The 12,790-nt window shown below is 46.1% G+C and carries 9 protein-coding genes; 8 read left to right on the top strand and 1 reads right to left on the bottom strand.

The window, feature by feature from the left end:
- Positions 1-9: 9 nt before the first annotated feature.
- On the top strand, positions 10-390 hold the full coding sequence (gene acpS / locus NL646_RS14675; RefSeq protein ID WP_005484129.1) for a holo-ACP synthase: 381 nt from the start codon (positions 10-12) through the stop codon (positions 388-390).
- 69 nt (positions 391-459) lie between these two features.
- Here acpS and barA read toward each other — a convergent pair whose 3' ends face one another.
- Complete coding sequence (gene barA, locus NL646_RS14670) at positions 460-3,258, bottom strand: two-component sensor histidine kinase BarA (protein ID WP_140065033.1); 2,799 nt, start codon at positions 3,256-3,258, stop codon at positions 460-462.
- Between the two features lie 193 nt (positions 3,259-3,451).
- On the opposite strand from barA, the gene rlmD reads away from it, so the two are divergent.
- The 7 genes from rlmD (at position 3,452) to ispD (ending at position 12,773) form a co-directional block, all read left to right on the top strand.
- Positions 3,452-4,771, top strand: coding sequence for a 23S rRNA (uracil(1939)-C(5))-methyltransferase RlmD (gene rlmD, locus NL646_RS14665; RefSeq protein ID WP_025500985.1), 1,320 nt, complete (start codon positions 3,452-3,454; stop codon positions 4,769-4,771).
- A gap of 124 nt (positions 4,772-4,895) precedes the next feature.
- Positions 4,896-7,115: a GTP diphosphokinase gene (relA, locus tag NL646_RS14660; RefSeq protein ID WP_005490307.1), complete on the top strand. Its 2,220-nt coding sequence runs from the start codon at positions 4,896-4,898 to the stop codon at positions 7,113-7,115.
- Between the two features lie 225 nt (positions 7,116-7,340).
- A complete protein-coding gene (gene mazG / locus NL646_RS14655; RefSeq protein ID WP_017449146.1) occupies positions 7,341-8,132 on the top strand; it encodes a nucleoside triphosphate pyrophosphohydrolase in 792 nt (263 codons plus the stop codon).
- Between the two features lie 218 nt (positions 8,133-8,350).
- Entirely contained in the window at positions 8,351-9,991 is a 1,641-nt protein-coding gene (locus tag NL646_RS14650) for a CTP synthase (RefSeq protein ID WP_005455581.1), read from the top strand.
- A 78-nt stretch (positions 9,992-10,069) separates the two neighbouring features.
- Positions 10,070-11,371: a phosphopyruvate hydratase gene (gene eno / locus NL646_RS14645; protein ID WP_005455579.1), complete on the top strand. Its 1,302-nt coding sequence runs from the start codon at positions 10,070-10,072 to the stop codon at positions 11,369-11,371.
- 414 nt (positions 11,372-11,785) lie between these two features.
- Complete coding sequence (gene ftsB / locus NL646_RS14640; RefSeq protein WP_005455577.1) at positions 11,786-12,067, top strand: cell division protein FtsB; 282 nt, start codon at positions 11,786-11,788, stop codon at positions 12,065-12,067.
- A gap of 1 nt (position 12,068) precedes the next feature.
- Complete coding sequence (gene ispD / locus NL646_RS14635) at positions 12,069-12,773, top strand: 2-C-methyl-D-erythritol 4-phosphate cytidylyltransferase (protein WP_005455574.1); 705 nt, start codon at positions 12,069-12,071, stop codon at positions 12,771-12,773.
- Positions 12,774-12,790: the final 17 nt, after the last annotated feature.

Here is a 12,790-nt window from a genome sequence, read left to right as displayed (position 1 = left end):
GTTCTACGAATGGCTATTTTAGGTTTAGGAACCGACATTGCTGAAATCGAGCGTATAGAGAAAGCGCTAGGCCGCAGTGGTGAACCTTTTGCTCGACGTATTCTCTCTGAGGATGAAATGGCAAAGTTTTCGCAACTCAAGCAGCAAGGGCGGTATCTTGCTAAGCGTTTTGCCGCTAAAGAGGCAGCATCGAAAGCGCTAGGTACGGGGATTGCTCAAGGCGTGACTTTCCATGATTTTACCGTCTCGAATGATGAGTTGGGTAAGCCAGTTTTAATGCTGTCTGGCGTGGCTCAAAAAATGGCGCAGACGATGGGCGTTAATCACGTTCACTTATCTATTTCTGATGAACGTCACTACGCGGTTGCGACCGTGATTCTTGAATCCTAACCTTTTAAGCTGAATAACAAAAGCCAGAGCAAATGCTCTGGCTTTTTTGTATGAAGTTTAGTCAGAATGCTACTGCTCTAGATAAAGTTTTGCAGTGGTGGTGACCTTAATCATTTCATCTTGCAGTTCAAACATTTCAGGTTCAATTTCCTCAATGCTGGCTCCTGAACGAAGTGCGTGTTCAAGCGTAGCACAGAGAGATTTTAGCCTTGGTACGCCACAATAAGAGCTACTGCCATGCAGTTTGTGGATCACATGAATTAACTCTTCACGCGAATAATCGTCTTGCTCAAGTGCGTGGTCGACAACTTCTTCTACTTCTGGAATGAAATCGATCAACATACGCAACATATCTTTGGCTAAATCTTCCTTATTAGCGCTCTGTTTCAATGCGGCTTGCCAGTCAATAATCACATCAGGTTGTGTATTTTCAGCTGTAGCAGGTGCTTCACTTGCTGGTTCATCGACGTAGGACGGCGCAACTTTCCCTATGCTTTCTGTACAGGTATTCGGATTCCAGTGGACCAACACTTGTTGCAGTACATGCTCTTCAATTGGTTTGGTGAGGTAATCATCCATACCTGCGGCGAGAAGACGATCGCGCTCCCCAGCCATGGCGTGCGCGGTAACGGCGATCACTGGTGTGTCTTTGTTTAACTCAAGCTCTTTGATGTTCTGACAAGCGGTCACGCCATCCATTAATGGCATTTGGATGTCCATAAAGATCAGGTCGTATTTCTTCTCGGTAGCGAGATTTACGGCTTGCTGACCATTGCTACAAGCCGTTACGGTTTCAACCCTTTCTTTCAATAGTGCTGAAATCAGTTTTAGGTTTGCAGGGTTATCATCCACCGCGAGCACCGTCAGTGGCAGTCGTTCGCTTTCTTCTGTTTCAACAGGAGTGGTAATAGCTTGAGGTGCTTCAACATGTTCATTGATCAAACTTTGCAGCAGCTTACGGCGTGATAGCGGTTTGGTTAAGCACTGGATTTGATGCTCGGTCATGATTTGGTCGGCAAGCGCTAATTCGGTGCTCGGTGTACCCATGATGACACTTGGCGCCATGCGCTTCGCTTGCTCAATCCAAGCAGCGACTGATTGCTCGTCATAAGTTTGGTTAGCTGCCAAGTTCAGCAATACGTAATCGTAGTGCTCTTCGTTCTCTGGTAAGGAAGAACGATAGGTCACGAGAATACCTTCTTGACTCAAGATCTGCTGAGTCACCGATGCCGCTTGCATGTTTGGTTCTACCAACAGCAACTGTTTGCCTGTTAGTAGCTCGACTTCAATCAGATCGCTCATTGGCATTTCTGTCGAGTTGAGGCGAAGCGTAAACCAGAATGTCGAACCTTGGTGAAGACGACTGGTCAAACTGATTTCGCCGCCCATCTGACTAACCAGTTTCTGGGTGATAACCAAGCCAAGCCCCGTACCACCATATCGACGAGATATGCTGGCATCCGCTTGGCTGAATGCTTGGAATAACTGCGCTTGTTGACGCTCTGAAATACCGATACCGGTGTCTCGCACCATAAATTGCAGCTCAACCGAGTCACCTGCTTGTGAACGCATTTCGACGCTAACATCGATGTTTCCGCGCTCAGTAAACTTAATGGAGTTCCCCACCAAGTTAGTCAAAATTTGTTGGATACGTAGCGGGTCTCCGACTAGACCTGGCGGGATCTTCGGATCCACTTTCAAGGTGATCTCCAGACCTTTCTCATGCGCGCTGGTGGCTTGTAGGTTGATTACTTCTTCTAAGCTTTCGCGGAAATCAAATGGAATGTTTTCCAACGCCAGCTTACCGGCTTCCAATTTCGAGAAATCGAGAATGTCATTGATGATGTTTAATAGGTTGTTTGCGGACTTCTCAATGGTTTGCAAGTAGTCGGTTTGGCTATTAGAAAGCTGCGTTTTGAGCATTTGACGAGTAAAGCCAATCACACCATTCAATGGCGTACGTAATTCGTGCGACATATTGGCCAAAAATTCTGACTTCACACGTGCGGCTTCTTGTGCGCGCTTCTTCGCAATATCGAGCTCAACGTTTTGAATTTCTAACTGTTCCAAGGTTTCGCGTAGGTCTGACGTGGCTTGGTCTATACTGTGCTGCATCTCGACGTGGTATTCCGATAGCGAAACCGCCATGGCGTTGATGCCGTTTTTCAGTTGGTCTAACTCGCCGTGCATTTTGCCTTCGATACGCACATCCAAGTGACCACGACGAATGCGATCAACGACGTTTTTCATGTGCGTGATTGGTTGGGTAACATCATGCATTAAGCGGGAAGCAAACACGCTCGCAAGCCCAAGACCAAGGATCAAAACAAGGAAAGCGGAGAAAACTTCTTGGTATTGCTGCAAGCGCAGAGAAGAAAGATCCATTTCTACCGCGATGTAGCCAATGGCTTTCGTGCCTTGGTTTTCGTTAGACAGTTCTGATAAATAGTGTCCTTCCGACAAGATCGGCACACGCAGGATCAGGGAGTTCTCATAGATTTCCGAATTTCCCAGCTTTGGGATCGGCTTATCTTTTGGGAACATCAGAGCTTCAAAATTAGGATGGAAGTTTGACGTGACGAACAGTTCATGGTGCTCATCAAATACGGCAATACTGCGAACGAGTTTGGAATTTTTACGGTGCGCGTAGCTAATCAGGCGACGTACGGCTTCACGGCTTTCAGCAAGTAGGTGAGATTCACTGGCGATCGCAAGAGGTTCAATAATGCTATTGCCCGTAGTGATAACTTGTTTCTCTAGGTCCTGATAGCGATTAAAGGAGAAAAAGCCGCTCAGTAATAAACCAATAATGAGAGTGGGAGCGAGAGTCAGCGTAATTACACGTGCTCGTAAGCCATATCTGGTCATGTTATCTAATTACATCGGAGTCTGGATATGGGAAAATAACGCATTATTTCTCAAGAGTAGTCATACTGCCTTGAGCAAAGAAGTGACGTCACCGGATAAACGGTAAGCATAATCAAGTCACTCGAATCACACAACGGCTGCAATCAAGAATAGTGAAGCAGCAGAGCAATTAGACACTAATCAGGCACAGAGCATGGCACGTATCTTTCAACCTAAAAAGAAAACGCAATTAAACACTCGTCACCAAGCGGTACAAGTAGAGCGTTTGGATCACCACGGCGCAGGTATTGCTTACCTTAAAAAGAAACCGTTGTTCATTGACGGCGCATTACCAGGTGAAGAAGTGGTGACGCAATTGGTGGAAGAGAAGAGCAAATTTGCTCGCGGCAAGCTGATTAAAATCCTAAAGCCAAGCGACGCGCGCGTTGAGCCATTTTGTCCGCATTATCATGAATGTGGCGGGTGCGATTTGCAGCATCTCAATTATGACCAACAATTGACGCACAAACAGCAGACGCTTCGTCAGTTAATGCGAAAATTTGCTGGCAGTGACATTGAGTTGGATGCGCCAGTATTGGGTGAGTCTTTAGGTTACCGACGTCGTGCTCGCGTGAGCTTGTTTGTCGATAAGAAAACGCGTCAGTTGCACTTCGGCTTCCGCAAAAAGCAAAGCAAGCAAATTGCGCAAGTGACGGATTGTCCGGTATTGGCTCCAGAGTTGAATGTGCTATTGCCTGAGATTTATTCGGTGCTAACAGCGTTCAAAAAGCCAGAGCAATTGGGGCATGTAGAACTGGTGTTGGGTGACAACGGGCCTTGTATCACGCTGCGACACTTAAGTAATTTGGCCGATGAAGAAGTCAGTGCATTAGTTGAATTAGCGACACGCCATCAAGCCTCGCTGTATCTGATGCCAGAAACTGACCAACTTAACTTAGTTGCAGGTGAGGTGCCTTTCTATCAAGAAGCGGGCGTAAAAATCCCTTTTGCTCCGAACAACTTTATTCAGGTCAACCAAGCGGTGAACCAGAAAATGGTGGAACAGGCGATTGAGTGGTTAGACCCTCAAAGTGACGAACGAGTGTTAGATTTGTTCTGTGGATTAGGCAACTTCAGCTTGCCGATCGCAAAGCGTGCTAAACATGTCGTTGGCGTAGAAGGTGTGGCTGAGATGGTCGAAAAAGCCTCAAATAATGCATCTTTGAACCAAATCAATAACGCGCAATTTTATCACGCTAACCTTGAGCAGGATTTTGACGGCCAAGCTTGGGCTGCGGAAAAGTTTGACAAAGTATTGCTGGACCCTGCACGAGCAGGAGCGAGTGGGATCATCGATCAAGTTTCTGCGCTTGGCGCTCAGCGTGTAGTTTATGTTTCTTGTAATCCTGCTACCCTTGCAAGGGACAGTCAGAGCTTGCTAGAGCAAGGCTATCAACTAACCAAATTAGGTATGCTGGACATGTTCCCTCATACCAGCCATCTAGAATCGATGGCACTGTTTGAAAAGTCTTAACTTTTAAGACTTTGGCCGCTTACTTGTGGTGGGCGGTCATAAAGCCAACACTCAACGTGGAGGCAAAGAACTAACCTGGACGGTGTTAGTCAAACCACACAAATATAATAATTAGGATGATGAGATGGTTGCGGTAAGAAGCGCGCATTTAAACCAAAATGAACAGTTTGAACTTGAAAACTGGGTGGCTAGCCTAGGACAAGAGAAAAGCACAGCATCACGCTTAATCGAAGTTTATCGAGATTGCCAAACGATTTTGGCGGGTCACGAACAAGCCGAACTCCTGTTGTGGCGAGGACGAGAGATGATCGAAATTCTGATCACCTTGTCGATGGACAAAGCAACATTAGTGGCGGCTCAACTGTTTCCTTTGGTTTCAAGTGGTGCTTTCAACAGAGAACTTCTTGAAGAAAAATACAGCAAAGAAATCATTAAGCTCATTGATGGCGTAGAAGAAATGGCCGCTATCGGTCAGCTTAACGTCACGATGGAAGGCAGCGCTGCGTCGTCTCAAGTAGACAACGTTCGTCGCATGCTGCTTGCCATGGTGGATGATTTTCGTTGCGTTGTCATCAAGCTAGCAGAACGAATTTGCAACCTTATTGAAGTCAAAAAAGCACCGGACGAAGTTCGACGTGCTGCGGCGAAAGAGTGTGCCAACATTTATGCTCCACTGGCTAACCGCCTAGGTATCGGTCAGCTTAAGTGGGAAATCGAAGATTACGCTTTCCGTTATCAACAACCGGACACTTACAAGCAAATTGCAAAGCAGCTTGCTGAGCGTCGTATTGTCCGTGAGCAATACATCAAAGATTTTGTCGAAGACTTATCTCAAGAGATGAAAGCTTGTGGCATTAATGCTGAAGTCAGTGGTCGTCCTAAACACATCTACAGCATTTGGCGAAAAATGCAGAAGAAGAGTCTGGCGTTTGATGAATTGTTTGACGTGCGTGCAGTACGTATCATCGCCGACAAACTGCAAGATTGTTATGCTGCGTTAGGTGTGGTTCATACCAAATACAAGCACTTACCGAGTGAGTTCGACGACTACGTTGCAAACCCAAAACCAAACGGTTACCAATCGATTCACACCGTGATTCTTGGCCCTGAAGGCAAAACCATCGAGATTCAAATTCGTACCAAGCAAATGCACGAAGAATCTGAGCTGGGCGTTGCCGCGCACTGGAAATACAAAGAAGGTGCGAGCAGCCGCAGTGGTTACGATGAGAAAATCACCTGGCTACGTAAACTATTGGATTGGCAAGAAGAAATGTCCGATTCTGGTGAGATGTTGGATGAACTCCGAAGCCAAGTCTTTGATGACCGCGTCTACGCATTTACACCACGCGGCGATGTTGTCGACTTACCAATGGGGGCAACTCCACTAGACTTTGCCTACCACATTCACTCAGAAGTCGGGCACCGTTGTATTGGCGCCAAAGTTGGTGGCCGAATCGTGCCGTTCACCCACAAACTCCACATGGGCGATCAGGTCGAAATCATCACAGCAAAAGAGCCAAACCCATCGCGAGACTGGTTAAACCCATCACTAGGCTTTGTTCATTCAGGGCGTGCTCGTGCGAAGATCAACGCTTGGTTCCGTAAACAGAGTCGTGAGAAAAACCTCGAAGCGGGACGTGAAATCCTCGAACACGAGTTGGTGAAGATTGGTGCGACGTTAAAAGATGCAGAGCATTACGCCCTAAAACGCTTCAACGTCAATACGCCGGATGAACTCTACGTCGGTGTAGGCAGTGGCGACCTGCGTATCAATCAGATCATCAACCACATCAATGCACTGGTGAATAAACCAACGGCGGAAGAAGAAGACCAGCAAGCGCTAGAAAAACTTCAAGAAGCCGAGCACAAAGCACCAGCGCAAAGTCGGCCGAAAAAAGACGCGGTAGTAGTAGAAGGTGTTGATAACCTAATGACGCACCTAGCTCGCTGTTGTCAGCCAATTCCTGGCGATGACATTTGTGGGTACATCACCCAAGGCCGAGGCATCTCAGTGCACCGCAGTGACTGTGAACAGCTCGAAGAACTGCGTCATCACGCTCCAGAACGTATCATTGATACCGTATGGGGCAGCGGATTTGTAGGGTCATACATCCTCACCGTGCGTGTTGAAGCGATGGAGCGAGGCGGTCTATTGAAAGACATCACCACACTATTTGCCAACGAGAAAATCAAAGTGACCAGCATGAAGAGCCGTGTCGATTACCGTCGTCAGCTCGCCATCATGGACTTTGATCTTGAGGTGACCAATATTGAGGTGCTCTCTCGCGTTTCGAAACGTGTCGAGCAGATCAAGGATGTTATGTCGGTAAAACGCTTAGGCTAACTTTCACGCCGTACTTGTCACTTTTACTGCGTTAACTGCGTTTACTCCGGAGTGCCGGCCCAGGCTCATCACATAGGCGAGCTATGCTCAGGAGTCGCGAAAACTTGTTGCCTTGTCAAAGTAACAATTACTTAGTGAAAGCTGCTGAGAAAATATAATGTAGAAGGTGAGTGGTTTTGGCTGCTCACCTTTTTCTTTAGATAGAAAGGTTTACAGGAACAGAAAATGAGTCATCCAATTGAACAATTAGAACAAATCATGGCGAAGCTACGTGACCCAGAAAGCGGTTGCCCTTGGGACTTAAAACAAACCTTTGACACCATCGTTCCGCACACCATCGAAGAAACCTACGAAGTGGTGGATGCGATTCAGAATCGTGATTGGTCAAATCTGAAAGAAGAGCTGGGTGATTTGTTGTTCCAGGTGATTTTTTACAGTCAATTAGCGAAAGAGCAAGGGCTGTTCGAATTTTCGGATGTGGTCGAAACCGTGAACGAAAAACTGACGCGTCGCCATCCGCATGTTTTTTCGGATGTTGAGTTTGAGTCTGACGAGGAAATTAACGCCAACTGGGAAGCGGAAAAAGCAAAAGAAAAAGCGCAAGTAGGCAAAGCTGAAGAAAGTATCCTAGACTCAATACCAAACTCTTTACCGGCGCTTTCTCGTGCTACAAAGATTCAGAAAAAATGTGCGAAATACGGATTCGATTGGGATTCGCTTGGGCCAGTAGTCAGTAAGGTTCAAGAAGAAGTGGATGAGGTGATGGAAGAAGCGCTTCAAATCGAACCAGATGAAGAGAAAGTCGAACTTGAGTTAGGGGACTTGTTGTTTGCCACGGTCAACTTAGCACGTCATCTTGGCAAAGACCCAGAAGTGGCATTAAGCAAAGCGAACATTAAGTTTGCCAAGCGTTTTAAGCAAGTTGAAGGTAAGGTCGCGCAATCAGGAAGAACACTCACCGAGTGTACGTTGTCAGAACTCGACAATTTTTGGAATGAAGTGAAAAAAGAAGAGTGAAGTTGCAGACAAAATAGTCACAGCGCGATTTATGGGACAAGTATGACTCAGAACATAAATAAGCACTTTGCTTTGTCTCTACCCACTTTGATTTGAAGCAAAAAATAAAAAATTACGGTGTGATAGATTTCACGTTGTGGCGGTAAGGAGCTTCTGGTATATTTATCTCCCGTCCAGAAGCACTCCATTTCCCTCATTCAACCAATTTCAGGTTAAACATGACGACAAATTACATTTTTGTTACTGGCGGGGTTGTATCCTCTCTAGGTAAAGGTATTGCAGCAGCATCTCTTGCAGCTATTCTAGAAGCTCGTGGTCTTAAAGTGACTATGATGAAGCTTGACCCTTACATCAACGTTGATCCAGGCACAATGAGCCCAACTCAGCACGGTGAAGTGTTCGTTACGGAAGATGGCGCAGAGACTGACCTTGACCTTGGTCACTACGAGCGTTTCATCCGTACCAAGATGACCAAGCGTAACAACTTCACTGCAGGTCGTGTTTATGCCGACGTACTTCGTAAAGAACGTCGTGGTGACTACCTAGGCGCAACAATTCAAGTTATCCCTCATATCACTAACGCTATCAAAGACCGCGTAATTGCAGGTTCTGAAGGCCACGATATTGCTATCGTTGAAGTCGGTGGTACGGTAGGTGATATCGAATCGCTACCATTTATGGAAGCAATCCGTCAGCTAGCAGTAGAACTCGGCCGTGAACGCGCAATGTTCATGCATCTAACTCTTGTTCCTTACCTAGCAGCAGCTGGCGAAGTGAAAACTAAACCGACTCAGCACTCTGTTAAAGAGCTACTGTCTATCGGTATCCAACCAGACATCCTAGTTTGCCGCAGCGATCGCATGATCCCAGCGAACGAACGTAAGAAGATTGCACTTTTCTGTAACGTTCCTGAGAAAGCGGTAATCTCAATGAAGGACGTAGATTCAATCTACAAGATCCCTCAACTTGTTAAGTCTCAAGGTCTTGATGACCTAGTGTGTACTCGTTTCGGTATTGATGCGCCAGAAGCTGACCTTTCTGAATGGGAACAGGTTATCTACGAAGAAGCGAATCCAACAGGTGAAGTAACTATCGGTATGGTCGGTAAATACATCGAACTACCAGATGCGTACAAATCTGTGAACGAAGCACTTAAGCACGCAGGCTTGAAAAACCGCCTAAACGTAACCATTAAGTACGTAGACTCTCAAGACATCGAAACTAAAGGCGTTGAGCTTCTAGAAGGTCTAGACGCTATCCTAGTTCCAGGTGGTTTCGGTGATCGTGGTGTTGAAGGCAAGATTCGTGCGGCTCAATACGCACGTGAAAACAAAGTGCCTTACCTAGGTATCTGTCTAGGTATGCAAGTTGCCCTTATTGAATACGCGCGTAATGTTGCGGGTATGGAAGGTGCACATTCAACAGAATTTAACAAAGACACGAAGTACCCTGTGGTAGGTTTGATCACAGAATGGGTTGATGAAACAGGTAACGTGGAAGAGCGTACTGAATCATCTGATCTTGGCGGTACGATGCGTCTAGGTTCTCAGCTATGTCACCTAGAAAAAGGTACAAAAGCTCGTGAACTGTACGGTAGCGCGACGATCCATGAACGTCACCGTCACCGTTACGAAGTGAACAACGTTCTTCGTCCACAAATTGAAAAAGCAGGTCTTAAAGTGTCAGGCCTATCTGCGGACAAGAAGCTAGTGGAAATGATTGAGAACCCAGCTCACCCATGGTTTGTAGCAGCTCAGTTCCACCCTGAATTCACATCGACTCCTCGCGATGGTCACCCATTGTTTGCAGGTTTCGTTAAGGCTGCGGGTCAATACTCACGCGGCGAATTCGAGAAGTAAAAGGATACGGGCGGCGGCGAAGGTTGTGCTGCTGCCCTTTAAAATTGACATTTATATTTGAAACGAGAGGAAACATTAATGTCTAAGATCGTTAAAGTTCTAGGTCGTGAAATCATCGACTCACGTGGTAACCCAACTGTAGAAGCTGAAGTACACCTAGAAGGCGGTTTCGTAGGTATGGCGGCAGCTCCATCTGGCGCATCTACTGGTTCTCGCGAAGCTCTTGAGCTACGTGACGGTGACAAAGCACGTTTCCTAGGTAAAGGTGTTCTTAAAGCAATTGAAGCTGTAAACGGCCCAATCGCTGAAGCTCTAGTTGGCAAAGACGCTAAAGACCAAGCTGCAATCGACGCAGTAATGATCGAACTAGACGGCACTGAAAACAAATCTAAATTCGGTGCGAACGCTATCCTAGCAGTTTCTCTAGCAAACGCTAAAGCTGCAGCAGCAGCGAAAGGCATGCCTCTATACGAGCACATCGCTGAGCTAAACGGTACTGCTGGTCAGTTCTCTATGCCTCTACCAATGATGAACATCATCAACGGTGGTGAGCACGCAGACAACAACGTTGACATTCAAGAGTTCATGATTCAACCAGTTGGCGCTGCAACTCTTAAAGAAGCTGTACGCATGGGTGCGGAAGTATTCCACAACCTAGCTAAAGTTCTTAAGTCTAAAGGCTACAACACAGCTGTTGGTGACGAAGGTGGTTTCGCTCCTAACCTTAAATCTAACGCTGAAGCTCTAGAAGTTATCGCAGAAGCTGTTGCTGCTGCTGGTTACGAGCTAGGCAAAGACGTTACTCTAGCTATGGACTGTGCTGCATCTGAGTTCTTCGACAAAGAAGCTGGCATCTACAACATGAAAGGTGAAGGCAAAACTTTCACTTCTGAAGAGTTCAACCACTACCTAGCTGGTCTAGTTGAGCAATTCCCAATCGTATCTATCGAAGACGGTCTAGACGAGTCTGACTGGGATGGTTTCGCACACCAAACTCAACTTCTAGGCGACAAGATCCAACTAGTTGGTGACGATCTATTCGTTACAAACACTAAGATCCTAGCTGAAGGTATCGAGAAAGGCATCGCTAACTCTATCCTAATCAAGTTCAACCAAATCGGTTCTCTAACTGAGACTCTAGCTGCAATCAAGATGGCTAAAGACGCAGGTTACACAGCAGTAATCTCTCACCGTTCTGGCGAAACTGAAGATGCAACTATCGCTGACCTAGCGGTAGGTACAGCTGCAGGTCAAATCAAAACTGGTTCTATGAGCCGTTCTGACCGTGTTGCTAAGTACAACCAACTAATCCGTATCGAGGAAGCTCTAGGTGAGCGCGCTCCTTTCAACGGTCTTAAAGAAGTTAAAGGCCAAGCTTAATTCTTAGTGAATTAGTTTAGCTAAATAGCTTTTTGAAACCCTCGCTAAGGCGGGGGTTTTTGTTTATTGGCGTATGTTTAAAAGCAGATGGTTAAGAGCGATGAGCTGTTTTGACCGTGTTGCTGGCTATACCTAAAAGAAAGCAACCAACTCATCTGTATCTAGCAAGCTCTTAGTTAGCTAACAGCTCTGATTTCTCAGGTAATTGAAACCGAATCTTCCTCTTTCTAGCACGTAAACGGTTCTTTACTTTCTCGATTAAAGAGTGCCATCGAACTTAGGCATTTTTTATTTTCGTGCTTATTTCCTGTAAGGAGCGTGTGAGTCTCCCTTTATCCCCTAGAGGCAACTCGGCATTTATGCTATATATGTCACCTTATCTAATTCCTTCCGGTACAGAATGTTAGCAGCGATATGCGAATCTTTGTTATAGCCCTTACGTTACTGTTTGGTTGGCTTCAATACACTCTATGGTTTGGTAAAAACGGGGTGTCTGACTACTACACAGTAAAAGATGAAATTGAAGTTCAACAGCAGGTGAACAGCAAGCTACAAGCTCGCAATAATGAAATGTTTGCTGAGATAGATGACTTAAAGCAAGGACTTGATGCGATTGAAGAAAGAGCTCGTCATGAACTTGGCTTGGTGAAAGAAGGAGAAACCTTCTACCGCATAGTTGGTGAGGAAAACCCGTAAGATGTCAGAGAACGTTTCATCTCATATCGCTATTGTACCTGCGGCTGGTGTTGGTAGCCGAATGAAAGCAGATCGACCTAAACAGTATTTGTTAATCGATGGAAAAACGGTATTGGAACATACCGTAGAGAAACTGCTTGCTCACCCTCAAATCGCGAAAGTTGTGGTTGCGATTACAGAAGGTGACCCATACTACCCTGAACTATCGATTGCCCAGCACCCAGACGTAATACGTGTCGCTGGTGGTAAAGAAAGAGCCGATTCAGTGCTTTCAGGGCTAAACTATGTAAGTGCGCAGCTTCCGTGTGAATGGGTTCTGGTCCATGATGCCGCGAGACCTTGCGTAACATTAAACGATATTGATCGTCTGATTGATGTTTGTTGTGCTCATCCTACTGGTGGCATTCTTGCCTCGCCCGTGAGAGATACAATGAAACGAGCGAACAAAGAAAACAACATCGATCATACCGTAGACAGAGAAGCATTGTGGCATGCACTGACTCCACAAATGTTTAAAACTCAGCAGCTAACAAGAGCACTGGCAGACGCATTGCAGCAAGGTGTTGCGATCACTGATGAAGCATCGGCTTTAGAGTGGTTGGGAGAAACGCCAGCTTTAGTTCAAGGTAGTGCGAATAACATTAAAATTACTCAGCCAGAAGATCTCGCCTTAGCCGAGTTTTATCTTAGCCGCGAGCGCGGTTAGAAAATAAAGGATAAAAA

Origin of the sequence: Vibrio sp. Y20_XG_PY13, assembly GCF_024181925.1 — a bacterium.
Lineage (GTDB): Bacteria > Pseudomonadota > Gammaproteobacteria > Enterobacterales > Vibrionaceae > Vibrio > Vibrio parahaemolyticus.
Note: the sequence above shows the minus strand (reverse complement) of the source record. Positions and strands in the feature narration are given on the sequence as shown.

Bases quoted from the DNA above. Each gene is read 5' to 3' on its own strand.
- ftsB (WP_005455577.1), top strand. From the start codon at position 11,786: ATGCGAATCTTTGTTATAGCCCTTACGTTACTGTTTGGTTGGCTTCAA.
- ispD (WP_005455574.1), top strand. From the start codon at position 12,069: ATGTCAGAGAACGTTTCATCTCATATCGCTATTGTACCTGCGGCTGGT.
- relA (WP_005490307.1), top strand. From the start codon at position 4,896: ATGGTTGCGGTAAGAAGCGCGCATTTAAACCAAAATGAACAGTTTGAA.
- NL646_RS14650 (WP_005455581.1), top strand. From the start codon at position 8,351: ATGACGACAAATTACATTTTTGTTACTGGCGGGGTTGTATCCTCTCTA.
- eno (WP_005455579.1), top strand. From the start codon at position 10,070: ATGTCTAAGATCGTTAAAGTTCTAGGTCGTGAAATCATCGACTCACGT.
- barA (WP_140065033.1), bottom strand. From the start codon at position 3,258: ATGACCAGATATGGCTTACGAGCACGTGTAATTACGCTGACTCTCGCT.
- mazG (WP_017449146.1), top strand. From the start codon at position 7,341: ATGAGTCATCCAATTGAACAATTAGAACAAATCATGGCGAAGCTACGT.
- acpS (WP_005484129.1), top strand. From the start codon at position 10: ATGGCTATTTTAGGTTTAGGAACCGACATTGCTGAAATCGAGCGTATA.
- rlmD (WP_025500985.1), top strand. From the start codon at position 3,452: ATGGCACGTATCTTTCAACCTAAAAAGAAAACGCAATTAAACACTCGT.